Raw genomic sequence first — 23,973 nt, forward strand, 5'->3', positions numbered from 1 at the left:
CGTTTATTGTCAGCACTCGGGCCCGGGCGGACGGACCCGCAGAATTCTACTTTAGCCGTTTACGTACTTTTGCGCACCTCAGGGCCATCTGAAATGAGACATTCCTGCATTTTCGCAGCAGTTTCCCTCGCTATCACAGGCTTAAGTGGCTGTGGCATGGAAGATACCGGTCCGACTGCCTTCAATCCCGCTACGGACGTAGACCTGACATTTTCAAGCTTCGATCTTGAGGATACCGAGCGAGCCCCGGACACGATAGCGCACACCCGGTTTGATGATTTCTATCGCGGTATTGAGCCAGCCAACGGGGACAACGCTGACATTGGAGAAACGACAACCGACATTCGTAGCCACATTGACGCATTCATCCGGGCAACGCCTGCCGAAGATGGCAAAAGCTTTTCAAAGGTACGAAACCCTCTGGATCTGATGAATCAGGTGATTGCTTCCGGAGAGGTCCTCAACTTTCAGGACGGCCGGAAGTATATCGCTGATCGGATTGCCAGCGGCCTAGCGGGAACCTATAACAGTCGCGGAAACGGTGCGGCCATCCGGTTTACAGACCAGGCGGCGGTGCTCGAGAATGCCGCATTGAACGACAAAATCTGGATCTACCCGACTCTGGACTGGCGTTATTTGCCCGATGGCGCCGAGGGCGGTGATGTCCAGGAGAAGGTGTACCGGACCATCCAGTACGTCAGCCGAAGTGTTGATCCGGAAGATGAAAGCGCGCAGCCGGAACTGGTCAGCGTTCTGGCCGGTAGCCGCTTCGGTGCAAATGACTTTGTTACACTTGGCTACAACGCGCCCGAGTTCGCCACGGCCGATTATCTCAGCCGAACAGCCGGAAGCATTGAGCTACGGCAGGATTTTGTTACTGACAAAACCGACACCCTGTTTATCAAAAGCCCCGATAAACAAGTCCTTGACCTGAGCCGGCACGGCGTGAACGAACCGGCAGACGGAAGCCCCGACTGCCTGAGGGTAGAGCTCGACTACTCTATGCAGATAGTAAGAATTTTCAGCTCCGATGGCGAACCTTCAATGATTCCAGCACCTACGCCGGACGATCCCGACAAGACTGAAAACAACCCCGACTACTGCAGCCATCAGGTGGATGGTGATGCAAGTATCAGCTGGGCAACGGTTGCCATTCCGGGGCGTCAGTAAAAACCACCGTCTTTCATGTCCCAGTTCTGCAAAAAACCCTTCTTCCGGGAGATCAGCCGCTCATAGGTGGAAATCATGATCTCCGCATGGGGAGCTTTTATCAGACGAAGGGTTTCAACCCGGCGTTCCAGACGCTCCACTTCCGAGCTGACCTGTTGGTGCACGTGGTTGCGAACGCTGTCGTGGTGATCAAGCTTTACCGCTCGCTCATGTTGTTCCTGGGGAGAGTGTGTGGGCTTGTCCATTCGGCTCCTCGTCCGTTGAGTCGTGATAGGTCCTTTTCCCATTTCGAAGTCTGCACAACCGCCGGGCAAAGCGCAACAAAAATGAATAGAGTTTCATTTTTGTTTCCGCCCTCGACGATGGCCCATCCTTCACACGGTCAATCCCCTGCTATAGTTTCCTTTAGCACCCGTTTTCCTGACCTGACACTGACACTTACAAACAAACGAGCATGATCATGAATCAGACCTCAGTCGCCGACACCCTGCGTGAGTACCTTTCGCTGCTTGAATTACTGGACGACGCCTACTGGGAAGCCAGCAGCATCCAACACAAGGATATGCTCTACGACATCATCAGTATCTTCAGCCAGGAAGTGGCGGAGATGAACAAACTCAGCGTCCAGGACCACCACTACCCCTATGAGGTAATTACCGAGGGTATTCGCCGGGTCGTCCCGAAGCTGGAACGGCTTGATGAAAAACGGGATGAGGTGATTCAGCGAACCCAGACCCTGACCGATTTTCGGGACATACTGTCATCCGTACTCGGCATTCTGGAGGCGCAACTGCGAACCCTGTGACACCTTATGTCAGGCCGCTACCAGGGGCCTCTGCCCCTCTGGAATGAGCGGAAACCGGTCACAGACGGTGTAAACAAATTTCGCGAGCGCCGGTAAATGGTGCCCCACGATTGGAAAGCCGGTATTCAACAAACTGACGGAGATATCCCGGGCAGCGTCGGCCCAACACAGCTTGTTGATCAGACCGACGTGTCCGAAAGCATAGCGACTGTGTTGACCCCATAACCCAACCGGATTGCCACCAAGCATCAAGCCGGCGCTGAAGCGCATCGGAATCATCATGGTGCGATCAATCTGGAGCGAGCCAAACTGCTGGATCGCCCGCCGGATGGTCATCTCACTACAGATACGCTTGCCTTTCCAGATGCCACCGTTGAGCATCATCTGGAAGAACCGCCCCATTTCCTCCGCTGTCCCGCACAGATTACCTGCCGGAATCACCGCTTCCTGAAAGCGAGGATCGTTGGTCACCTGCTCAACGGTACGGATGTCTCCGCCGAGAGCGCGGTTTACCACCCACGAGACCGGAAAACGAGGTCTCGGGCCCGTGGCATAGTTGGCGGCCAGGTCGGGCACATGTTCCGGTGCAATACCGTAGGTAAACCACTTCATACCCATGGGTTGGCGCAGGTGGGTATCCAGGTAGTGTTCAATGGAGGTGCCTGTGACCTTTTCCAACACGCGCTGAAGAACAAAGCCGCCGGTAATGGCATGGTAGGCCACCTTGGCCCCGTCGACTTCGACCGGTCTGGCCTCACATAACAGGCGCCAGACTTCGTCCCGATTCCACAAGACATCAATCGGAGTCTCCCGGGGAATGGCCGGTATACCGCCCCGGTGGACGAGGATCTGGTGGACAGTGATCGTGCGTTTGCCGTTTTGCGCAAATTCCGGGCAGTAATAAGAAACCGGATCCATCAGGTTAACCAGTCCCTGCTCCGACAACATATGCATCAGCAAGGCAGTCACCGCTTTGGACGCGGAGAAATAACAGATTGGCGTATCCGTGGTCATCGGAACCTTGATCGCGTCGGCCCGGTCATCAGGACCGTTGCCACTGGCATGGCCAATGGCTCGATGCAGCACCTGTTCGCCACGATGGCGGACAGACAGTTGGATGCCCGGATGAACACCGGTACGGTAGAGCCCTTCCACGCTGCGCCAGATAGCCTCCACTGATTCCGTACTGAGACCAACCTTGGCCGGTTTCTCTCCCGCCGCATCCCGGAAAGTGACAGACGTCAGATCGCGGGGAATCTGGCAGGTGTGCAGCGCGCGGCGGGCAAGTCGATTCATGAGGGTAGACCTTTTTCTGTTTTTATATATTTTCTAGATAGTTGCACGCTTATGCATTGGCCAAAAGCTACAAACACTGGTGTCAATCCTTCCACCCTGTGACAACGGATACAGTGATGCCTCGTTATAGTTCATTGTGAGCCTGCTCGGACAGGTGCGCCAGGGCAACGCAGTTCCGACCGCGCTCTTTCGCCCGGTACATGGCCTGGTCCGCAGCGGCGCAGAGTTTGGAAGCGGTCAGGCCATGATTTGGGTATACCGCCACTCCCACACTGACGGTCAAGGGGACACTAGTACCTTTGCCAAGAGGCAGAGGCTCCTTTCCTACGCGCCTGCGAAGGCGCTCGGCTGCCTCTGTTGCTCCGGGCACATCCATTTCGGGCAACACGGCAACAAACTCCTCCCCCCCGAAACGTCCCACCGAATCCACGCTGCGAACACTGTCTTTCAGCAATCTGCTGACCGAGACCAGGACCGAATCACCCGCAGCATGGCCATAGGTATCGTTCACATCCTTGAAATGGTCAAAGTCAATCCAGAGAACCGCCATGGGCCGCTGGTAGCGCTTGGCCCGCGCCAGTTCTTCTTCCAGGATCCGCGTCATTTCCCGACGGTTGAAAAGTCCCGTGAGCGAATCCCGTATCGCTAACTCCTCCAGCTCCTTCTCCAGCTTTTTGCGATCAGAGATGTCCAGAATGATCCCTTCCAGCACCAGGCCACCCGGATCCTCCTCGACACAGCGTCCTCGCTCCCACACCCATATCGTACTACCATCTTTACGAGTCAGGGCGTATTCAACGGAGTAAGACTCTCCTTTGTCCAGTGCCGCTTTTACTTCGCGGCTCAGTCTGGTGTTATTGTCCTCATCAAGCAGGTCAGCAAAGCTGACCCACCGGTTGTTGGTCAACTCATAGGGTTCATAGCCAGTAAGCGCCGTACATCCCTCGGAAACAAACAGCATGGTCCACTGTTCGTCATAGCGACAGCGATAGGCCATTCCCGGCAAATTATCCATTAAGACCCTGAGCTGTCGCTCCCGTCTGCGTAACGCCTGACTCTGGTCGTGCTGCAGTCTCAGCAGCGCCCGGTCTTTACGAAGCTGTCGCAAAAGGGCGATAAACAACACCAGCCCGGTGGTCACGACGAAAAAGAAGCCTTTCCACGTTTGTACACTCGACAGGGTTTCCGGGTCGGTAAACCAGGATTCAGCAATGGAGTCTGAAAAGGCGATCCACGCTAGCCCCGCAAGGAGGTACACAAACGCCGCCCAAAGCGCGCGCCGGAGAGGGGCCTTCTTGTCGGAGAGCTGGGCGAGTTCCTGACTGGGTGCCGGCGAGGGCTGCATGGCTGTAGCCTGTTCAACTTCTTGAGGGTGATGACCAGAAAATAGTCATTTCAGCGGCAATAGTCGAGAGCCGTGTGATAACAGTATCTCCATTCGATGCAGATACTGTGGTAAGTTTTTCCGGTTTACATCCCAGGGCAGGAGACAACATGACCCCCGGTATCAACGCAGCCAGGAAAGCGAGGATCGCGCATACCATTCACGAATACGATCATGACCCGGCCAGTGAAAGCTACGGCACCGAAGCCGCCACCAAGACCGGTGCCGACCCTCAAAGGGTATTCAAGACGCTGGTGGTCGCCATTGATGGCAAGGAGCTGGCGGTGGGTATTGTGCCAGTTACCGGTATGTTGAGCATGAAACTCATCGCCCGGGCCGCCGGGGGCAAGAAAGCCTCCATGGCAGATCCGGAGGATGTTCAGCGTAGCACAGGTTACGTGCTCGGCGGAGTTAGCCCGCTCGGACAGAAAAAGCGGCTGAAAACCTTTCTCGACAGTTCAGCCGATGCCTTTGACACCATATACGTGAGCGCCGGGCGCAGGGGACTCGAGATAGAGCTTTCCCCACAGGACCTGAGAAAGCTGACCGGCGGGCGACTCGCACCGCTCCAGCAGGAGTAACGCGTGTTCCACGCGCTCGATCTTCTGTTAATTGGCGGGATCATGTTATTGGCCCTGGGTGCTCACACTCTGGGCCAGCGCCTGCACGTGCCCAGGGTAACCCTGTTGTTGCTGGTGGGCGCACTGGCCGGTCCCGAAGTGTTTGATCTCATTCCGGCCAGGGTCAGCGACAGCTTTCGCCTGGTCACCGAGCTTACCCTCGCAATGGTGGGTTTCCTGCTCGGCGAGCGCATGTCATTTCGCGATCTCAGGCAGGGACGCGAAGCCATCGTGGTTAGCCTCGCGGTGACCCTGGTGACGGCTTTGCTGATTTTTGCAGTTACCTGGACGGTGACGAAAAACCTGCCAGCGTCTTTGCTGCTCGCCGCCATTGCCACGGCGACGGATCCTGCTGCCACCCTGGATGTAATGAGGGAGACTGGATCCCGCGGGCCACTGACCCGAGTCGTGGCCCAGGTCGTGGCCATCGACGATGCCTGGGGGGCCATCCTGTTCAGCATTATGCTGGTGTTCGCCGAGCTGGTCTCAGGCAATGGCGTACATCTGTATGAAACCATCGGGCATGGGGTCTACGAGGTTCTGGGAGCAATGGTTCTGGGCATTCTTCTGGGCATACCGATGGCCTGGATGACCGGCCGCCTGAAACCGGGCGAGCCAATGCTTCTGGAGTCCGCAGGGTTTGTCTTCCTGGCGGCCGGTATTGCCGGGACTCTGGAGATATCCTACCTGCTTACCTGCATGAGCCTCGGGATAACGGTGGCGAACAGGGCTCACCATCATGTGCGCCCATTCCGCTCCATTGAAGGCATCATCGAACCATTCCTGGCGACGTTTTTCTTCCTGGCGGGCTTCGGTCTGGACTGGGAAGCGCTGCCGACACTTGGCGCTCTGGGAGCGGCTTACATCGTAGCTCGCGTTGCTGGAAGGGTTCTTGGCGGCTATACCGGCGGCGTTCTTGCAGGCTCCGTTCACACCGTACGCGTTCGCAATGGTGCCTGCCTGTTACCCCAGGCCGGGGTGGCCATGGGGCTTGCTCTGGTTGCCACTCACCGTTTGCCGGAAGTGGGCTTTATTCTGCCGCTTATTATCGGTTCGACGGTGCTGTTCGAGCTGATCGGCCCGCCAATTACCATGTATCAGCTCCGCCGGGCCGGAGAAGCGGGCAAGGGCTACGAGGAAGAGCCGGACGACTATTAGAAAGGGGCACAAAAAAACCCGGAGGGCCTTTAATGACCGTCCGGGTTTCTGATTCCCCTGACCTGACCAGGGGGCAGGCCAGGAATCCTCGGCCTTACTTCACTGATGCGCGGGCATCGGCCAGGATCTTGTTCAAGGTTTCGCTCGGCTGCATCACCTTGCAGACCTTTTCTGCCGGTGGGTGGTAGTAACCACCGATATCCGCCGGGTGACCCTGAACAACGGTCATTTCCTCAAGAATCTTGTCCTTGTTCTCCTCGAGCTGCTTCGACAGCTTGGTAAAGAACTCCTTCAATTCCTTGTCAGAATCCTGCTTGGACAGCTCTTCTGCCCAGTACCGTGCCAAGTGGAAGTGGGAACCGCGGTTGTCCAATTCGCCGGTGACACGGGAGGGAGACTGGTTGTTTTCCAGCAGGCGCTCGGTGGCCTTGTCCAGGGTCTGGCCCAACAGACGGGCACGGTCGTTGCCATGCTTCTCACCCAGTTCATCCAAGGATACCGCCGTCGCCAGGAACTCGCCAAGCGAATCCCAGCGCAGGTGGTTCTCCTGAATCAGCTGCTGTACATGCTTCGGTGCGGAACCGCCAGCACCTGTCTCGTAAAGACCACCACCGTTAAGCAGCGGCACAATGGACAGCATCTTGGCACTGGTACCCAGCTCCAGGATCGGAAACAGATCGGTGAGGTAGTCACGCAGTACGTTGCCGCTCACGGAAATGGTATCCAGACCACGAATCAGGCGCTCCATGGTCCAGCGGATCGCGCGGACCGGAGACATGATGCGAATGTCCAGACCGTCAGTGTCGTGGTCCTTCAGGTAGGTCTCAACTTTCTTGATCAGTTGGGCATCATGGGCTCGCTCGTCGTCCAGCCAGAAGACTGCCGGCATACCGGTAGCGCGGGCGCGGCTGACTGCCAGCTTGACCCAGTCCCGAATCGGCAGGTCCTTGGTCTGGCAGGCGCGCCAGATATCACCTTGCTCAACATTATGCTCGGTCAGCACGGTGCCATCCTCGGCAATCACGCGCACAACACCGTCTTCCTTGATTTCAAACGTCTTGTCGTGGGAGCCGTACTCTTCGGCCTTCTGAGCCATAAGGCCGACGTTCGGCACAGTACCCATAGTGGTCGGATCGAAGGCGCCATGGGTCTTACAGAAGTTGATCACTTCCTGGTAGATGGTCGCGTAGGTGGACTCCGGCATAACCGCCTTGGTGTCCTTCAGCTTGTTGTCCCGGGCCCACATTTTGCCAGAGTTACGGATCATCGCAGGCATGGACGCGTCGACGATCACATCGCTCGGTACGTGCAGGTTGGTGATGCCTTTAACGGAATCCACCATGGCAATTTCCGGACGGTGCTCGTAACAGGCGTGCAGGTCTTCCTGGATCTGCTCCTGCTTGGATTCCGGCAACTGCTTGATCTTCTCGACGACGCTGGACAGACCGTTGTTCGGATTGACACCAATTTCGTCAAACAGGTCACCGTACTTGTCGAACAGGTCCTTGTAGAAAACCTTCACCGCGTGACCGAACACGATCGGGTGGGAGATTTTCATCATCGTCGCTTTCACGTGCAGCGAGAACATAACGCCGGTTTTTTCACAGTCCTCGATAGCGTCTTCGAAGAACTTCACCAGCGCTTTCTTGCTCATGAACATGCCGTCCAGCACTTCGCCTTCCTGCAGCGGCAGCTCGGATTTCAGGACGGTCTGTTTGCCCTGCTTGTTCTCGAAAACGATGCGGGCGGTAGTGGCCTTGTCCAGGGTGACGGACTGCTCGCTGGAGTAGAAGTCGCCACCACGCATGTGCGCCACGTGGGTGCGGGATGCCGGGCTCCACTCACCCATGGAATGCGGGTATTTGCGGGCAAACGCCTTGACCGCGGCCGGTGCCCGGCGGTCGGAGTTACCCTCACGCAGAACCGGGTTGACGGCACTGCCCAGAGCCTTGGCATAGCGTGACTGGATTTCTTTCTCTTCGTCAGTTTCCGGGTTTTCCTTGTACTCCGGCAACTTGTAACCCTGGTCATTCAGCTCCTTGATGGCCGCGCGCAATTGCGGAATAGAGGCTGAGATATTGGGCAGTTTGATGATGTTGGCATCGGGATCCTTGGTGTAATCACCAAGCTGTGCCAGGGCATCCGGAACCCGCTGATCTTCTTCGAGGTAGTCCGGAAAATTCGCCAGAATACGTGCCGCCAGGGAGATATCACTGGTTTCAAATTCAATACCAGCCGGCTTGGCGAAGGTTTCCAGAATCGGAAGAAGAGACCGCGTGGCGAGGGCAGGTGCCTCGTCGGTCAGGGTATAGACAATCTTTGCTTTGGATGATGTCATTTTCGTCCTCAGGCTAATGGGTGGGTTCAGGACGGTCATGGCGAGGTCAGGCGTCTTGTGAACGTCCAACCCGGGCAATGACTGATCAGGGAACTTTTGATAGACCTACTAAGATACCATTTTCCAGGTATTTTTGGTTACGATCTTAGTATAAGAACGGACTAAAAATGCCTTATCTTCCGTTACAAGACGATGAAATGGCGGGAATTTACGAAACTTTCTAACATTGCCAAGGAGTAGGAGAAACAGAGGGAACCCTGTCCAAAACCCGCTCCTCGCGACACATCCCTGTGGCACTTGAGCTCCGCCATCCTTGGCTCCCAGATTACTCCGGCAACAATCCAACTGCCGACAATCGCTCCCGAATATGGTCCAGCGCTTCGGGATTGCCCAATGCGTCCCGGTTATCAGCCTTCTTGGAGCCATTAATCAACCGTGCTACAGCCAACTCCACTTTCTTGCCACTGCGGGTGTACGGGATGTCGTTCACCTGCACGATGTGCTTGGGCACGTGGCGTGGACTGGCGCCTTCTCGGATGCGGGTTTTGAGCTGTTTTCTCAAATCATCGGTGATGGCCTGTCCGTCGGCCGGCACCACCAACAGAACCACTTCTACATCGCCATCAATCTGGCGACCGACCACGAGGCTGTCTTTTACTTCCGCGACGGTTTCTACCTGGCGGTAGATTTCCGCAGTACCGATTCTTACCCCGCCCGGGTTGAGGGTAGCGTCGGAGCGGCCGTAGATGATGGCGCCGCCGTGTTCGGTGAATTCAATGAAGTCTCCGTGAGCCCAGACGCCGGGAAAGGTTTCAAAGTAGGCGGCGCGGTAACGCTCACCTTTTGGGTCGTCCCAGAAGTATACCGGCATGGAGGGCAGGGGCTGACGGCAGACGAGCTCGCCGCGGCCTGCGCTGACCGGCTGGCCGTCGTCGCCGTAGGCCACAGCGTCCACACCCAGGAAGCGGCACTGGATTTCGCCTCGGCGCACCGGCAACAGCGGAGTCGAGCCAACAAAGCAGCCGCAGATATCAGTGCCACCGGCGATGGAGCCAAGCAGGGCGCCAGGAGAACCTTCATCGTAGACCCAGTCGTAATCTTCCGGAAGCAATGGGGAGCCCGTTGAGAACACGACCCGGAGATCACTTTGATCCAGGTTTTTCGCAGGTTGGAGTTCTGCCTTTCGGCAACCGGCGATGAATCTGGCACTGGTGCCAAAGTGCGTCACTTTTTCTTCTGCCACCGTCTCCCAAAGATAACTCAGGCTCGGATAACCTGGGGAGCCGTCGACGGTGATAACCGCCGCGCCCGTCATCAGCGCAGAGGCCTGCCAGTTCCACATCATCCAGCCACAGGTGGTGAAGTAGAGGAACCGGTCATCCGGACCGACGTCGCCATGCAGCATCAATTCCTTGGCGTGATTTACCAGCAACCCGGCATTGCCGTGAACGATGCACTTCGGTTTTCCGGTGGTACCAGACGAATACAGGATGTAAACAGGATGATCCGGAGCCAGCGGTGTAAACGAGGGTGACTTACCGGCACCAAAGTTCATGGCGTCTTCCCAGGGAGTGACCAGTGCGCCACTAATCGGCGCCTGGTTCGGCAACTGCTGAACGCTGACCACACACCTCAGGGTGGGCAGACCGTCAATCAGTTCGGCAAATTCCTCCTGACGCGAAAAGACCTTACCGCCATAACCATAACCGTTTACCGCAATCAGCGCAGACGGTTCAATCTGGCCAAACCGGTCAAGGATAGCGCCAACCCCGAAGTCGGGGGAGGCGGAACTCCAGATAGCGCCGAGACTGGTTGTTGCGAGCATGCCAACAAGGGCTTCATAGCCATTGGTGACGACACCCGCGACCCGGTCGCCCCGTTCTATGTCCTTGCTGCGCAGAAACGCCTCAAGAGCACCCACGTCGGCTTTCAGCTCGGCGTACGTCCGGCGCAGGACAGGGCGGGTCTCACAATACGCGACCACTGCCTCACGGCTCCCGTGACTGCCATCCGCCAGCCTCAACAGGTTGGCCGCGAAGTTCAGTCTCATACCCGGAAACCACTCGGCACCCGGCATTTCCCGCTTACCCAGTACTTTCTTGGCGGGGGTGTCACACACCAGACCGCAGTAGTCCCACACCTTGTCCCAGAAAGTCTCAAGATCATCAACCGACCACTCATGCAGGGCATGGTAATCCGCAAACGGGCCAAACCCCTGGTCTTCCAGCCAGGACTTGAAACGACCCATACGAGAGTCACTCAGGGTTTCTTCCGAGGGAGACCAGACTACTGGTGATTGTTCTGTATTACTCATCCGTCTCTCCTGTGTTACTGCATGTGCCAGCCGTGGCTGACAACAATCGATTGACCTGTCAGAGCGGCCGACGGGAATGCCGCCAGATGGACCGCCAGCTCGGAAACGTCTTCCACGGTTGTGAATTCACCATCCACAGTGTTTTTCAGCATGACCTTGCTGATGACCTCTTCCTCGGAAATCCCCAGCTCTTTTGCCTGCTCGGGGATCTGCTTGTCCACCAGTGGCGTGCGGACAAACCCGGGGCAAATGATGTTGCTACGGACACCATGCTCGGCTCCCTCTTTCGCCACCGCCCGGCACAGCCCCAGCATGCCATGCTTGGCGGCCACATAGGGGGCCTTCAATGGAGAAGCCTCAAGGGAATGGACAGACCCCATGTACAGCATGGTTCCGCCACCATTGGCGTACATCTGGTTAAGGGCAGCCCGGGTCACCAGGAAGGCCCCGTCCAAATGCACGCTCATGACCTTGCTCCAGTCCGCGAAGGACAGTTTATGCACCGGGTCAATATGCTGGACTCCGGCATTGGCAAGGGCGATGTCGAGCCTGCCCCACTTTTTAACAATAGCATCGACACCCTTATCCACGGCGGCTTCATCGGTGACGTCCATGGCCAGAGCCATGGCAGTACCACCCGCTTTTTCGATGGCATCGACGGTTTCCTGCGCACCCTCAACGGTCAGGTCGGCCACCGCCACCCGAGCACCTTCACGGCCATAGTGCTCGGCGATGGCCCGGCCTATACCTCGACCCGCACCGGTAATCAGGGCAATCCGGTTTTCCAGACGCATTGTGTTTATCTCCTTAATCGTAAGCCACACTCGGCAGCCAGGTCGCAATTTCCGGAACCAGGAACACGATAGCCAGCGCGACAAGTTGAATAATGATGAAGGGTATGACGCCCTTATAGATATCTGTCACCTTGATTTCCGGCGGCGCAACGCCCTTGATGTAAAACAGGGCAAAGCCCACCGGCGGCGTCAGGAACGAGGTCTGCAGGCACATGGCAAACAGGATGGTGAACCACACCAGATCAAAGCCAAGATGCTGAACTACCGGTGCGACCAACGGCAGGATGATCAGCGTAATCTCGACCCAGTCCAGGAAAAAGCCAAGCAGGAACACCGCGAACAAAATGGTCAGTATCACGCCGTAGGGCCCGAAGGGCAGCCCCAGCAGTGCATCTTCGATCACCTGATCGCCACCCAGACCCCGAAGTACCACAGAGAACGCCGTTGCACCCAGGAAAATGGCAAAGATGAACGCCGCGGTACGTGTCGTTTGCTGCATCGAGGAATTAAGAACCTTCAGGTTCAAACGGCCCGCCATCAGAGCCAGCAGCAGGGCGCCAAGGGCACCGACACCGGACGCCTCCGTCGGCGTTGCTATGCCGGCAAAGATCGAACCCAACACGCCCAGAATCAGCGCAGCCGTAGGCACCACTGCCTTGGCTACTTCCCAGACAATGCTCCAGGATACTTTCTGGGTACCCTCCGGAACTGGCGCAATGTGTGGCTGAAACACCGGGCGGATCATCACGTAGGCAACGTACATGGAGCCCAGAAGCAGACCAGGCAGGAACGCACCCATGAACAGATCACCCACGGATGCTTCTGGAACCGCCAGCCGGTCAGCCATCAGTACCAGCATGATAGAAGGAGGGATCAGGATGCCGAGGGTACCTGTGGCGCAGGCAGTACCCACGGCAAATCCTTTGTCGTACTTGTTTTCCATCATGACTGGCAAGGAGAGCATGCCCAGAAGCACCACGGACGCACCGATGATACCCGTAGTGGCCGCCAGCAAAACGCCAATGACAACCACCGTTACAGCATACCCTCCGCGGACTGCACCGAAGAGTTTTACCATACTGTTCATCAGTCTTTCGGCGACGCCGGACTGATCGAGCATGATGCCCATGAATATGAACATGGGCAGGGCGACGAGGGTCTCGCTGTTGACGATACCCCAGATTCGCTCGGGCACGAGCCCCATGGATGAGGGGTAATCAAACCAGAGGTTGGCTCCAAAATCTTCGACGGCCACTACACCGACCACGGTCCAGATGACCGCAGTGCCACCCAGCACCCAGGCAACCGGATAACCGGTCATCAACAACGTCCCGAAGGTCAGGAACATTCCGATTACAAACAGGGTTTCAAGCTCCATCAGGACGCATCCTCTTTCTTATTATTGCCGGATTCGACCCGGATTGGCTTCGGAAAGCCGAATAGCAGTGCCGTTACTTTCAGCAAGCGGGACAGCGCCGCCACGATCAGCAAGGAAAAGGACAATGCCAGAATACCCTTGAGCACCCAGCGATACGGAAGCCCTGCCGGCGCCTGACTGGTTTCGCCTTGCTGCCAGGAGTGATAGGCGTAGGGAAACATCTCGTAGACTGCCAGCCCGAGGAAGGGCAACAACAGAACAAGCAGGCCAAACAGTTCAACCCAGGCCTGGCCTCTCAGGGACAGGCGCTCATGGAGCACATCCACTCTCACGTGATCATCCACCACAAGGGTGTAGGACAGCCCCAACAACCAACCGATGCCGGCCAGATGCCACTGAACTTCCTCCAGCAAGACTGAGCCCTGGCCAAAGACATAGCGGCCGATAACCGCATAGATAATTACCCCTGTCACAATAAACCAGAGCCAGGAGGCACTCTTGCCAATTGCGGCAATCCCGCCATCAAGCCATTGGCTAATCCGGGTTGTAGGTAGCTCGGTATGGTGGTGGATTAAGTCTTGTGCATTAGCCACGCCTGCCCGCCTATTGTCAGGCGAGCCTTGATCAGACACGGTCATTAAAGAGTTCCTCGCTCAAAAAGCCGACTGTGAAACAAGGATGGCCCCGAAGGGCCATCCAGACTTGGTCGGAGAACACCGGTACTTGTCCCGGTGTCTCAGGATCGGCCCCTGACCTTACAGGTCCGTCGGAACGTAGGCCCGTGTATCCCACACCTTGTAGGTTTCCAGGAACTCGTTCTGGCTTTCATAAACGCGCTTGAAGTCGGCATCCTTGGAGGCCTCTTCTTTCAGCACTTCCTCGGTGACCGCTTGCAACTGCTTCAGAACGTCACGGGGGATCTGGTCAGCCTGAACGCCCTTGTCCTGGAACTCGGCAAGGACCTTACCATTCTTGTACTCGCCCTCGGCCAGGCCAAGAGTTGTTGCCGCAGTACAGGAGGCCTCAACCAGCGCTTTCTGTGCGTCAGTGGTTTTGTTCCACTGCTCCTTGTTGATCAGCATGTACTGGGCAGTGAACTGCTGGTGCCAGCCCGGGAACAGGTTGTACTTGACTACCTGGTTGAAGCCCAGGATCTGGTCGATGGCGGGCATGGAGAATTCGGTGGCATCGATGGTGCCTTTTTCCAGTGCCTGGTAAAGCTCACCACCAGGCATCATGGTGACGGAGGCGCCCAGTTTTTCCAGAACCTTGCCACCCAGACCCGCGAAGCGAATCTTCAGGCCTTTGTAGTCTTCCAGTGTTTTGATTGGCTTCGAATACCAGCCCGCTGTTTCAGGCCCGATAATACCGCACAGCTGGGCGTGCACGTCGAAGCCCTTGTTGGCATAGACTTCCTGCAGCATTTCATGGCCGCCACCGTAGTAGTACCAAGCCGTATAGGCCCAGGGCTTCATGCCGAACGGCACCGCTGCGAACAGCGGAATAGCAGGCACCTTGCCCTGGTCGTAACCAATCCAGGTGTAACCAGCTTCAACCTTGCCATCGGAAACAGACTGCAGAATATCGAATGGCGGAACCAACTTGCCAGGCTCGTAAACACGGACCTGAATGCTGCCATCGGAGGCAGTGGTCAGATTGTCGGCAACCCAGGCAGCGGGGGAGCCGAGGCCAGGCAAGTTTGTGGCGAAGGCAACAGGCATTTTCCAGCGAAGGTCGTCTGCAAAAGCGGAACCCGTCGTAAGGGCAATCGCACCGGCGATACCGGTGATGGCCTTGATGAGTTTCATTGGCAAGTCTCCTAACATTGTTGTTTTTTCGGGCCTGGTGGATGCAACCTCAAACAGGCCTGGTCTGAGTATAGTCAGACATCACAGAAAACAGACGGACATGAGTAAAAAGGGGGTCCAACATTGAGCGCCAGCCTTATTTTCTGCGTTGTTCTGACGTCTGCACCCCGACAAAAGCAGACAACATGCCAACCAATAAAAGTCCTTTATTTTCAATATATTAATTAATCCTGCGAGAGAGAGTCTGGCACAATGCGTCCGGAATCCCGGACGCATTAAGACATCAGTCGTAGGTGCTTGTACGGATATCGGGACAAGTGTCCTGAATTCAGGACATTCTCGAGAGTTTTTCGTAAAGTACCGAACGGGATATACCCAGTAATTTGGCGGCCCGGGTACGGTTGCCACGACTGGCAACCAGTGCATCTTCGATTGCCTCGGCTTCGGCCTCTGCAAGGGTCTGGGCCAGGGGGCGCACCGGTTGAGGAGCCAGCAACGAACTCGGTCGGTTACCACTGCGCGGGAGTACCTTGAAAATAGCATCTGCATCCAGCAATCCGCCCTCCTCACCCATGGTCAGGGCTCGCTCCAGAACATTGCGCAATTCCCTGATGTTTCCCGGCCAGTCATAACTGCCCAGAGCGGAAACACCTGCGTCGGTGATTTCGCCACGCAAGTCGAGCCCTTCACAAATCTCACCCAGCAGCGACTCACAAAGCACTCCTAAATCTGCCAGTCGGTCCCGCAAAGGCGGAATGGGGATTTCCAGGACGTTGAGACGGTAATAGAGATCCGAACGAAAGCTGCCGTCGGCGATCATGGCCTCCAGATTCCGGCTGGTGGCGGCAATCACTCGCACATCGACCCTTGCAACCTTGTTCGAGCCCAATGGCTCAATTTCGCCCTCCTGCAGAGCCCGCAAGAGCTTTGCCTGCAGGGGCAGCGGCATATCACCAACCTCGTCCAGAAACAGGGTCCCGCCATTGGCAAGCTGAAACTTGCCTTCACGGGTGCGGCGATCCGCGCCGGTATAGGCACCTGGAGCCACGCCAAAGAATTCTGCTTCGAGCAGATTGTCGGGAATCGCAGCCACGTTAACCCCGACGAACGGTTTTTCGACCCTGGCGGAGACCGAATGGATTGCCTGAGCGAGAACCTCCTTGCCGGTTCCGGTCTCACCCAGCAGCAAAACGGGCATTTCACGCCCCGCGGCCAGACGTGCACGGCGCTTGACCTCTAGCGCAGCTGGGCTGGCGCCGACAAAATCACCCAGGCTGTAACGGGTACCCCGAGCAGACCGGGCCAAGGCCTTGCGGGCGGCCGCCAGATCCTGATGCAATCGTCGGTACTTGGAGACCAGCGGTGTCAGCGGTTGCAGGTCGTCGTAAAGCACAAAGGCCACAGCACCGACAATCTCTCCTCCCTCGTCATAGTACGGCAGGCGCGTTACGACCAACTGTTGCTGGTTATGCTCCATGATGTCCAGCAGCAGCGGTTTTCCGCTCTCCACCACTTCGGGCATGCGGGTTTGCGGAATAACCTGCCGGACGGGCTTGCCAATAACCAGGGCGGGATCACCAAGGCCAAGCAAGTGTGAGTAGCTGCTATTGATCCAGGTAATCCGGCTTTTGCTGTCTACAGCGATAGCACCGGCACTGGCTTCCTCGAACATGGGGAACAGGGCTTCAATCAGATCCCTGGTCAGGCCGCTCTTGTTATTCTCGGTAAACAGCTCAGTCATGTACCGCGCACCACCGGGTTGTATTTCGTTCATGGTAAAAGCCCCGGCACCCGGCAGGGCCAGGTGCAGTCACGGAAGTATATGGCCCCCCGGAAGAGGGGGCAAACGAAGCCGGTCCGAATCCGGTCCGGGCCGGCAGCCCCGGTTATTCCGGAATGCGAAGCTGGTTATTCACAAACACGATCCGGTCACCGGACTCCGGGTCAGGATCAATGTCCGGCAGATTGGCTTCAGACAAAGGCGTGCCAATGTCACCCCGAGGCAGGGTTCTGACGACCTGACTAGGCGGCAATGGCTGTTTGTTTTTTAACGTCGCCCATACCAGGTCCAGTGCCTGGAAGTAGTAGTGGTGGAGTGGCACATAACGATCGGCTACGCCCGGGAACCCGTTCATTCCCCCGGCAATGGCATCGGCACGGACCGCCTCCTCACCCTCAAGCGGCGCACCGGTTACGGCGTTGCTATCCTGGGCCAGGCTCCGCAGACACAACAGGGCGTCCAGACCATAGTCCGGCTGACTGGAGCTGGGAGAGACGCTGGCGGCCAGGTGGGTTGGCTGCCCCTCGGCCCCGTCGTATACGATATTGACACCAGCCGTCGGTGGAATCCCGTTGCTGGCCGAGAAAAGCGCTGCTTCCGCTCCAGCCGGCAGGGGCTGAAACGCTCCGGCGCCATCGGTCGCCGCCAGACTCAGGTCACATAGCCGGGCCTCGACGGCCGCCCGGCCATAGGCATTGGCGTAGGTCATGGAAATGCTCTGGGCAACAGCCAGGCCGAAGTGCACCGGGGCGAGAAGGTTCTGCTCCGGCTGGATAGCGAACTCCTCGTTCAGCATGCGGAGTGCATCGGTAGCCCGGTCATCCAGAGTCGCGCCGCTGACCAGCCCCTTGTTGGCGAGCGAGTTACAGATGTTCTCGCCAATGGCGGGAGGATTGAAAACACCGTTCAGGGGCGCATCATCACGAATGGCCGGGGCCTGATTAGCGCACCCCTGCCACACTGCCAGTGCGGTCGTGTAATCCAGCAGGCTACGGCTGTGATTGGAAATGACCGGGCCGTCGCCCTGACGAATACTGAAGCCGGTATCAACCTCCGGATTCACATTTGGCTCCGACACCGCCACACCGTCGATCAGGTCATGCTTGTCCTGTTCCGCGGCCCGGACCGAAGAGCCGCCACCATTGGAGACACTGGATGCAATCACCAGCGTATTCTTCGGTGTGATTGTGATCAGGGTTTCCCCGTTACCCAGCTCACGGCCAAACTTTGCATTGAGCACATAGAAGCCGAACTCAATGGACTGCAGGACATGAAGCCCCCAGTCCGCTTCGGGATTGGCTTTGGAGTGAGCGTGTTTCCATGCGAAACGATCAGGCCAGCTGGCACTGAAATCGGCCCTTTCACTATCAGTCAGATCTGCACGGAACTGGACTGTTTCGTCGGCGCTGGTCAGTGTTCCATCCAGTCTCTGGGCAGAATCGGTTTCCAGGTTGTGCGAACCGGTCCCGGTACCCTGATGTCCACCAGCGCACGGTAGTTATTGTAAATGGCCAGTCGCCGCAGCTCGGCAGAAGTGGGATTGACTGGATCATCGAACGACGGCGCGGCACCAGCAAGCCCCGAAGCCCCCAGACCGGCGGTCAGCAAATCATCGGTAATGCCATCGTACCCTGTCTGTTCAATCTCGCCCATGACAAAGTCAGGTACTTTGTTAAAGGGTGTCAGGTCTTCTTTACAGGCACTCAGGGTGAACCCTGTAGTACCGATCAGAATGCAGAGTATTAAACGTTTCATGGTCGTTCCCTGTTTGTTGTTTTTAATAATCGGGCCAGGCACCAGGCCAGGACCGGAGAAACGCCATGCGGATCCTATGCCAATACCTTACGACATTGATTTTTATAAGATATTTTCACAACTCGTTGAAATAAAGGACGGCTTGATCCGGAAATCCGGACAGTCAACGGTCGCATTGAGAGAGAAAGGTCTTCCCGAGCAGGCGCTCAGGACAAAATGTCCTGTATTCCGGACGCCGTATGGATAATCGGACAATCGCCCGCAGAGGACCGCCTCTGCGGGCCGTTTCAGCCGTTTAACCGAGACGAATAAAAGGCAGGAGACTCAGGCCGACGATGACCAGAATGGCGATACAGGCGGCGAGGGTTCGCAAGGGTTTGCGACTGAGCATAAACCAGAAGCCACCGGTTTCACCCCGTGCCCGGCGTTCCTCATAAGTGCGCCGCTGATTCTCGAAACGTTGCCGTTGATAGTCCTCAAGCAGAGCTCTTGCCCGTGCCGCCTGATCATCATCATGCACCCAGAAGCCCCCCATACTGATGCCCCAGCGACTGGGTGGAGTCTCGTAATACGGCACCTCATGAGCTTCAAGCAGGGCACGGATTTCGTCCGCCTCGTCGTCAGGCACAAAGCGCAGGTTCATCAAGTGGTGAGGCATGGTAACTCGTTGTCTGGTATCGGGAGCGGGAATGCCTATATCCTAGCATCAATGATTGACTGACCGAATTCACAACCGGACCACCGCATGACCGAAAGACCCCTCCGCCTGCTGCTGGACTTTGACGCCCAAGCGCAACGGGACAAGGAACAGCCACCAGCGTTTCTCCATCGCCGGGACCGGAAGTTTGCGCTGGTTTGCAAGGAACAGGGATTTGCCCCGGACGCAGCCCGGTGGCTGAACCATATGAAGCGTCTGGCCGGGCCCGGCGCATCAGCGCAAGCCGGCGAGCATACGCTTACATTATGGCGCCGCATAAACGCCGGCTTTGCCGGCACAGGGGTCGTATTTGGCATTTTTACGATGCTGGGTCTGCTCTTTTATGACGGCGGCCAACGCATAAATATTACCCTGTTTCTTGCCTTCGTGTTGTTCCAGCTGGTACTGGCACTGTTCACCAGTATTCAGTCGTTGGCAGGATGGCAGCCGTGGCACTGGCTGCTCCGGCGCCTGAACAGCAGCCCGACAAAAGGTGTTGCCCACAGGCTACACCCAGCTCTGATGGCCCGGGCTGCACATCTGGGCGGGTTTTGCTTTGCTCTCGCCGGTCTGTTCACCTTGCTGGTGCTGGTGGTGGTTCAGGACCTCGCCTTTGGCTGGAGTACGACGCTGGACACGGGCTCTGGAAGCTACCACCGATTGCTAACGGCCGTGGCAGCCCCCTGGGCCTGGTTATGGCCGGCTGCGGTACCGGATCCCGGATTGGTGGAAGCCACCCGCTTTTTCCGCGCCGAACCCGGCAGCGGGGGACTCAATCCCGAGGTCTGGGGGCAGTGGTGGCCTTTTGTCACCATGCTCTGGGCGACCTGGGTCCTGTTGCCCCGCCTGCTCCTGTTCATTCTGGCCTCTGCGCTGATTCGGCACAAAGCCCGCCAGCAGCTGAACAGCCATCCGGCCATGCACGCCCTGCTTTATCGCATGGAAACGCCGGCCCTGGACACGGGTATCGAACGCAACGATGCCCGCGACCTCCCTGATACCGACACTCGCAGCAACCTGCGCCCTCTTCCGGATAGTGACACGCTGGTGTGCTGGGCAGGGGCTTGTGAACCGGAACTGCCCGAGCCCCTCCGTTCCGGAAAACACCTGATCCTCAAGGCCGGAGGCCGTGCCAGCCTCACCGACGACCAGCGGGTCCTGAACCAGGTTGCAGAGCAGGCAGCACATACAGCGGATAAAGCTGTCCTTGTAGTAACCCGCTGCTGGCAACCACCAACCGGCGAGCTTCAGGACTTTCTGGAAGCTGGCCAAACGCTCTGGCCGGCGGGAATCCGGGTGGTGCTTGTGCCACTCGCTGCTGACATCAACCAGGTGCCTCCACTCCATCAGATCCAGCCATGGTTGCGTTTTGCCGAGCGTCTGGGACACGATTTTGTGATGGTCTCACTGCCTGAGCTGGACTTGCAGACCCAGGATGCAGCCAGCAAGGAGTTACCATGACATCGGCACCCACCTTTGCGGTTGTAGGGCACCCCAACAAGGGCAAATCCAGTGTTGTCGCCACCCTTTCCCAGAATGATGGAATCGCCGTTGCGCTGGAACCGGGCACCACCCGGAAACGACAGGCCTACCCCCTGTCCGTCGATGGCCGGATCCTTTACACCCTGGTAGACACGCCTGGCTTTCAGCGCCCACGACGGGTGCTGGAGTGGTTGGAGGCTCACAGCATTTCAGCGTCCGACCACGCCGAAACCGTCAGGTCTTTTGTTACCCAGCATCAGGGTGACGGCCGGTTTACCGACGAATGCGAACTGCTCAAACCTCTGGTTGAAGGTGCCGGTATCATCTATGTGGTGGACGGTTCAGTCCCCTACAGCGCGGAGCATGAAGCAGAAATGACGATACTGCGCTGGACCGGACGCCCGAGCCTCGCGCTGATTAATAGTATTGGTGCCGACGATTACAGCGACATCTGGCAGGCGGCCCTTGGCCAGTTTTTTCAGGTGGTACGCAAGTTCGATGCTGTTCGCGCCCCTTTCGAGCAACATCTCGGCTTGTTGCGGGCATTTGGCCAACTGGAACCGGACTGGGAACACCCCCTGGAACAGGCGACCCATTTCCTGTCCGAACAACGGCAATATCGACGCCAGCAGTCCGCCGCACTGATCGCTGGTGCTCTGGAAGACATGATGTCATTCCGGGAAAAGCGCACCCTGACCAGTGGCCAGGCCGCTGACGTCAGTGATGGCTCCCTTGCCAGGCAGTTACGCCAGAGTTGGTACCGCCATCAGCGACAACGGGAGCAGGCCCTGCGTGTGGCTATTGAGCATCTCTACCAGCACCAGCGCATCCATCGCCAGGAAGCCGAGCTGGAATGGCACAGTAAGCACGACCTGTTCTCTGAAGACAGCCGCAGAACCTGGGCTGTCAGCAAGCGCTATCTCGCGACAGCTGGCTTTGGCGCCGGCGCGGTCAGCGGTGCCGGGATTGATGCGCTCACTCTGGGCCACTCCCTGGGCACCGGCGCCCTGGTGGGCGGACTGATCGGCGCCGCCGGCAGTTATTTTTATGGCGACCGGCTTATGTTGCCGGCACTGAACATCGGAGTTTTGAAAGACGGATTGAAAACCGCCACGTTCGGGCCTGTACAGGACAGTCAATTCGGCTATGTTGTATTGGGGAGGGCGGTGGATCACTGGTGGCATATCAGCCAACGGAACCATGCCGGACGCGGTTTTCTGGACCTGGAACCGGCGGATCATCACTGGCTCGAAAGCCTCGACAAGAAAAGTCGGCAGGATATCCAGCAGGCCTTCGACAAGCGCCGGAAAGGCCGGCCGCTCGATGACCGGCAGCGCCGTAAGTTCATCGCCGCTATCGGGCAAAGCATGGCCGCTTACGACGAATGGCGCTTGAATCAGACCTGAAAGGGATGTTTATACTGTCGGGCTATTCCATCACGCAATGAGGAATGCTAATGAAAATCGTACGAGTGCAAGACATTATCGGTACCGAGCGCGAAGTGACCGGCCCGGGCTGGACCAGCCGCCGGATGCTGCTGAAAAAAGACGGCATGGGTTTCTCGTTTCACGAGACCATCATCCCGGCAGGTGCCGAACTGAACCTCTGGTACAAGCATCACCTGGAAGCCGTGTACTGCGTTGCCGGTAACGGCAAAATCCTGGACAAGGCCACCGGTGAAACCCACGAGATCACCGACGGCACCCTGTACGCACTCGACAAGCACGATCAGCACACCTTGTACGGTGGTACCGAAGACATGCGTCTGATCTGCGCCTTCAACCCGCCAGTTACGGGTCGCGAAGTCCACGACGAAGATGGTGCCTATCTCCCGGATACCGGCGAAGACTGATCCCGTCCGCTGTGGCTGATTCCGGAGCCGCACACACACCGCCACCGCCAGCCCGACTGCTGCCGGTGGCGGTTTTGCTATGGCTGGCAGGCGTTTACCTCCGTATTCCTGTTCTGGTCGCTCCCCCCCTGGCGCCCTTCATCAGTGACGAATTGGGTTTATCCCAGGCCCTGACGGGCGCATTGACCACCCTCCCCATCCTGATGCTGGCCATCGGCTCCATGCCTGGCTCTCTGTCCATCGCCCGAATCGGACCACGCAACACCCTGGCACTGGCCATGGTGATCATGGTTGCAGGTTCCGCCGGCCGTGGCCTGGTGCCCGACACCCTGACCCTGATGATTGCCAGTGGGGTGATGGGTTTCGGTGTTGCCATGATGCAGCCGGCCCTGCCTGCGTTACTACCAAGATGGCTTGAACCGCACCACCTGGCTCTCGGCTCAGCGATTTATATGAACGGTATGCTGATGGGCGAGTTTATCGGTGCCGGCATCACCCTGCCGGTGCTCATGCCACTGCTGGACAATAGCTGGCGAGCAACCCTTCTGGCGTGGTCCTTACCCGCACTGCTGGTCGCTGCAGCCCTGTTCCTGCCCAAACGGGACCGGGCCAGACCCGTCCGGAAAGTCGCCTGGCTGCCCGACTGGAACAACCCTCTGACCCTGAGAATCGGACTCTTGCTGGGCCTCTCCGGCTCCATGTTTTTTGGCCTCAACGCCTACATGGGAAACCTGCTGGAACGACAGGGGCAATTCGAAAAACTCCCGGATGCCCTGTTCTGGTACAACCTTGCCCAGGTATTCGCCTCCCTGATCATGCTGAAAATGGCCCGCTACTGGGTGGGCCGCCGCAGCGTCATCGCCGCCCTGGCCAGCATCAGCATCCTGGGAGCCATCGGCGCCGTCATCCTCTCCGGCTGGTGGTCCATCATCAGCGCCACACTGATGAGCCTGGTCGCCGGCATGCTCCTGATCCTCCTCGTGGCCATACCGCCACTTGTCGTCTCAGCGGCCGAAACCGGCCGCCTCTCAGCTGGCACGTTTCTCGTCGGCTACACCCTGGCCTTCTCCGTCCCCATGCTCGGCGGCGTCCTCGCCGACTGGACCGGCGACGCCCGCCACGCCTTATTGGTCATCATCAGCTACAGCCTGCTGGTCCTGCCCCTGGCCTTCACCCTGGATCTGGAACGAAAAAAGGGCCAGCCCGAAGGCTGACCCTTTCAAAAGAAACCCACATCCACGCTGACAGGCCGTGGGGTGAGAGTACATTTCCCGCCAGAAATGGATGTCTGAGCGAAGCGAGTTCCATTTCCAAGGGAAATGTACCCTCACCCCGCAGCCGC

At 57.7% G+C, this 23,973-nt stretch carries 21 protein-coding genes; 8 read left to right on the forward strand and 13 right to left on the reverse strand.

Annotated features, from left to right (window positions below):
- Positions 1–156 precede the first annotated feature (156 nt).
- Positions 157–1,170, forward strand: coding sequence for a hypothetical protein (locus tag BKP64_RS14835; protein WP_227515422.1), 1,014 nt, complete (start codon positions 157–159; stop codon positions 1,168–1,170).
- Here BKP64_RS14835 and BKP64_RS14840 read toward each other — a convergent pair.
- Positions 1,164–1,415 carry a hypothetical protein gene (locus BKP64_RS14840; protein WP_070971767.1) on the reverse strand — a complete coding sequence of 84 codons (252 nt, stop codon included), beginning with the start codon at positions 1,413–1,415 and terminating at the stop codon, positions 1,164–1,166. The two genes, BKP64_RS14835 and BKP64_RS14840, sit on opposite strands and share 7 nt — an antisense overlap.
- Positions 1,416–1,630: 215 nt before the next feature.
- Between BKP64_RS14840 and BKP64_RS14845 the strand changes: the two genes are divergently transcribed.
- The gene (locus BKP64_RS14845; protein WP_070971770.1) at positions 1,631–1,975 is read left to right on the forward strand and encodes a hypothetical protein; all 345 of its coding nucleotides are present in this window, start codon (positions 1,631–1,633) and stop codon (positions 1,973–1,975) included.
- Between the two features lie 9 nt (positions 1,976–1,984).
- On the opposite strand, the gene BKP64_RS14850 is transcribed toward BKP64_RS14845, so the two are convergent.
- Together BKP64_RS14850 and BKP64_RS14855 are read right to left on the reverse strand one after the other, a co-directional pair.
- Positions 1,985–3,271 (reverse strand): serine hydrolase domain-containing protein, encoded by a 1,287-nt coding sequence (locus tag BKP64_RS14850; RefSeq protein WP_070971773.1) that lies wholly within the window; start codon positions 3,269–3,271, stop codon positions 1,985–1,987.
- Between the two features lie 124 nt (positions 3,272–3,395).
- Positions 3,396–4,616 carry a sensor domain-containing diguanylate cyclase gene (locus BKP64_RS14855; protein ID WP_070971776.1) on the reverse strand — a complete coding sequence of 407 codons (1,221 nt, stop codon included), beginning with the start codon at positions 4,614–4,616 and terminating at the stop codon, positions 3,396–3,398.
- A 149-nt stretch (positions 4,617–4,765) separates the two neighbouring features.
- Here BKP64_RS14855 and ybaK point away from each other — a divergent pair, with 149 nt between their 5' ends.
- Positions 4,766–5,236 (forward strand): Cys-tRNA(Pro) deacylase, encoded by a 471-nt coding sequence (ybaK, locus tag BKP64_RS14860; protein WP_070971779.1) that lies wholly within the window; start codon positions 4,766–4,768, stop codon positions 5,234–5,236.
- 3 nt (positions 5,237–5,239) lie between these two features.
- Positions 5,240–6,433, forward strand: a complete 1,194-nt coding sequence (locus tag BKP64_RS14865; protein WP_070971782.1) for a cation:proton antiporter — start codon at positions 5,240–5,242, stop codon at positions 6,431–6,433.
- 94 nt (positions 6,434–6,527) lie between these two features.
- On the opposite strand, the gene BKP64_RS14870 is transcribed toward BKP64_RS14865, so the two are convergent.
- The 10 genes from BKP64_RS14870 to BKP64_RS14910 all read right to left on the reverse strand — a co-directional run bounded on the left by BKP64_RS14870 (position 6,528) and on the right by BKP64_RS14910 (position 19,258).
- Positions 6,528–8,771 carry an NADP-dependent isocitrate dehydrogenase gene (locus BKP64_RS14870; protein ID WP_070971784.1) on the reverse strand — a complete coding sequence of 748 codons (2,244 nt, stop codon included), beginning with the start codon at positions 8,769–8,771 and terminating at the stop codon, positions 6,528–6,530.
- Positions 8,772–9,096: 325 nt separating this feature from the next.
- The gene (locus BKP64_RS14875) at positions 9,097–11,085 is read right to left on the reverse strand and encodes an acetoacetate--CoA ligase (protein WP_070971787.1); all 1,989 of its coding nucleotides are present in this window, start codon (positions 11,083–11,085) and stop codon (positions 9,097–9,099) included.
- 14 nt (positions 11,086–11,099) lie between these two features.
- The gene (locus BKP64_RS14880; protein WP_070971791.1) at positions 11,100–11,879 is read right to left on the reverse strand and encodes a 3-hydroxybutyrate dehydrogenase; all 780 of its coding nucleotides are present in this window, start codon (positions 11,877–11,879) and stop codon (positions 11,100–11,102) included.
- Between the two features lie 13 nt (positions 11,880–11,892).
- Positions 11,893–13,257: a TRAP transporter large permease gene (locus BKP64_RS14885; RefSeq protein ID WP_070971794.1), complete on the reverse strand. Its 1,365-nt coding sequence runs from the start codon at positions 13,255–13,257 to the stop codon at positions 11,893–11,895.
- Positions 13,257–13,895: a TRAP transporter small permease subunit gene (locus BKP64_RS14890; RefSeq protein WP_070971798.1), complete on the reverse strand. Its 639-nt coding sequence runs from the start codon at positions 13,893–13,895 to the stop codon at positions 13,257–13,259. The genes BKP64_RS14885 and BKP64_RS14890 overlap by 1 nt, the downstream gene beginning before the upstream one ends.
- Before the next feature lie 117 nt (positions 13,896–14,012).
- The gene (locus BKP64_RS14895) at positions 14,013–15,065 is read right to left on the reverse strand and encodes a TRAP transporter substrate-binding protein (protein WP_070971802.1); all 1,053 of its coding nucleotides are present in this window, start codon (positions 15,063–15,065) and stop codon (positions 14,013–14,015) included.
- 328 nt (positions 15,066–15,393) lie between these two features.
- Positions 15,394–16,839 carry a sigma-54 interaction domain-containing protein gene (locus BKP64_RS14900; protein WP_227515424.1) on the reverse strand — a complete coding sequence of 482 codons (1,446 nt, stop codon included), beginning with the start codon at positions 16,837–16,839 and terminating at the stop codon, positions 15,394–15,396.
- 112 nt (positions 16,840–16,951) lie between these two features.
- Positions 16,952–18,295, reverse strand: coding sequence for a D-(-)-3-hydroxybutyrate oligomer hydrolase (locus BKP64_RS14905; protein WP_227515595.1), 1,344 nt, complete (start codon positions 18,293–18,295; stop codon positions 16,952–16,954).
- Positions 18,256–18,600: a D-(-)-3-hydroxybutyrate oligomer hydrolase gene (locus tag BKP64_RS19575; RefSeq protein WP_227515425.1), complete on the reverse strand. Its 345-nt coding sequence runs from the start codon at positions 18,598–18,600 to the stop codon at positions 18,256–18,258. The genes BKP64_RS14905 and BKP64_RS19575 overlap by 40 nt, the downstream gene beginning before the upstream one ends.
- A gap of 295 nt (positions 18,601–18,895) precedes the next feature.
- Positions 18,896–19,258, reverse strand: coding sequence for a DUF6164 family protein (locus BKP64_RS14910; RefSeq protein ID WP_070971805.1), 363 nt, complete (start codon positions 19,256–19,258; stop codon positions 18,896–18,898).
- Between the two features lie 87 nt (positions 19,259–19,345).
- Here BKP64_RS14910 and BKP64_RS14915 point away from each other — a divergent pair, with 87 nt between their 5' ends.
- From BKP64_RS14915 to BKP64_RS14930, 4 genes are read left to right on the forward strand one after another with little or no spacing between them, the layout of a single operon-like run.
- Positions 19,346–20,758, forward strand: a complete 1,413-nt coding sequence (locus tag BKP64_RS14915; RefSeq protein WP_070971808.1) for a DUF2868 domain-containing protein — start codon at positions 19,346–19,348, stop codon at positions 20,756–20,758.
- Entirely contained in the window at positions 20,755–22,185 is a 1,431-nt protein-coding gene (locus BKP64_RS14920; protein WP_070971811.1) for a GTPase/DUF3482 domain-containing protein, read from the forward strand. The genes BKP64_RS14915 and BKP64_RS14920 overlap by 4 nt, the downstream gene beginning before the upstream one ends.
- A 50-nt stretch (positions 22,186–22,235) precedes the next feature.
- Complete coding sequence (locus BKP64_RS14925) at positions 22,236–22,631, forward strand: ectoine synthase (protein WP_058092911.1); 396 nt, start codon at positions 22,236–22,238, stop codon at positions 22,629–22,631.
- Between the two features lie 11 nt (positions 22,632–22,642).
- Complete coding sequence (locus tag BKP64_RS14930) at positions 22,643–23,845, forward strand: MFS transporter (protein WP_070971814.1); 1,203 nt, start codon at positions 22,643–22,645, stop codon at positions 23,843–23,845.
- Positions 23,846–23,973: the final 128 nt, after the last annotated feature.

Source organism: Marinobacter salinus (assembly GCF_001854125.1).
In the GTDB taxonomy this organism is placed as follows: Bacteria; Pseudomonadota; Gammaproteobacteria; order Pseudomonadales; family Oleiphilaceae; genus Marinobacter; species Marinobacter salinus.

Excerpts from the sequence above, each read along its gene's own strand:
- BKP64_RS14835 (WP_227515422.1), top strand. The coding sequence starts at position 157 with ATGGAAGATACCGGTCCGACTGCCTTCAATCCCGCTACGGACGTAGAC.
- BKP64_RS14840 (WP_070971767.1), bottom strand. The coding sequence starts at position 1,415 with ATGGACAAGCCCACACACTCTCCCCAGGAACAACATGAGCGAGCGGTA.
- BKP64_RS14845 (WP_070971770.1), top strand. The coding sequence starts at position 1,631 with ATGAATCAGACCTCAGTCGCCGACACCCTGCGTGAGTACCTTTCGCTG.
- BKP64_RS14850 (WP_070971773.1), bottom strand. The coding sequence starts at position 3,271 with ATGAATCGACTTGCCCGCCGCGCGCTGCACACCTGCCAGATTCCCCGC.
- BKP64_RS14855 (WP_070971776.1), bottom strand. The coding sequence starts at position 4,616 with ATGCAGCCCTCGCCGGCACCCAGTCAGGAACTCGCCCAGCTCTCCGAC.
- ybaK (WP_070971779.1), top strand. The coding sequence starts at position 4,766 with ATGACCCCCGGTATCAACGCAGCCAGGAAAGCGAGGATCGCGCATACC.
- BKP64_RS14870 (WP_070971784.1), bottom strand. The coding sequence starts at position 8,771 with ATGACATCATCCAAAGCAAAGATTGTCTATACCCTGACCGACGAGGCA.
- BKP64_RS14875 (WP_070971787.1), bottom strand. The coding sequence starts at position 11,085 with ATGAGTAATACAGAACAATCACCAGTAGTCTGGTCTCCCTCGGAAGAA.
- BKP64_RS14880 (WP_070971791.1), bottom strand. The coding sequence starts at position 11,879 with ATGCGTCTGGAAAACCGGATTGCCCTGATTACCGGTGCGGGTCGAGGT.
- BKP64_RS14885 (WP_070971794.1), bottom strand. The coding sequence starts at position 13,257 with ATGGAGCTTGAAACCCTGTTTGTAATCGGAATGTTCCTGACCTTCGGG.
- BKP64_RS14890 (WP_070971798.1), bottom strand. The coding sequence starts at position 13,895 with ATGACCGTGTCTGATCAAGGCTCGCCTGACAATAGGCGGGCAGGCGTG.
- BKP64_RS14895 (WP_070971802.1), bottom strand. The coding sequence starts at position 15,065 with ATGAAACTCATCAAGGCCATCACCGGTATCGCCGGTGCGATTGCCCTT.
- BKP64_RS14900 (WP_227515424.1), bottom strand. The coding sequence starts at position 16,839 with ATGAACGAAATACAACCCGGTGGTGCGCGGTACATGACTGAGCTGTTT.
- BKP64_RS19575 (WP_227515425.1), bottom strand. The coding sequence starts at position 18,600 with ATGAAACGTTTAATACTCTGCATTCTGATCGGTACTACAGGGTTCACC.
- BKP64_RS14910 (WP_070971805.1), bottom strand. The coding sequence starts at position 19,258 with ATGCCTCACCACTTGATGAACCTGCGCTTTGTGCCTGACGACGAGGCG.
- BKP64_RS14915 (WP_070971808.1), top strand. The coding sequence starts at position 19,346 with ATGACCGAAAGACCCCTCCGCCTGCTGCTGGACTTTGACGCCCAAGCG.
- BKP64_RS14920 (WP_070971811.1), top strand. The coding sequence starts at position 20,755 with ATGACATCGGCACCCACCTTTGCGGTTGTAGGGCACCCCAACAAGGGC.
- BKP64_RS14925 (WP_058092911.1), top strand. The coding sequence starts at position 22,236 with ATGAAAATCGTACGAGTGCAAGACATTATCGGTACCGAGCGCGAAGTG.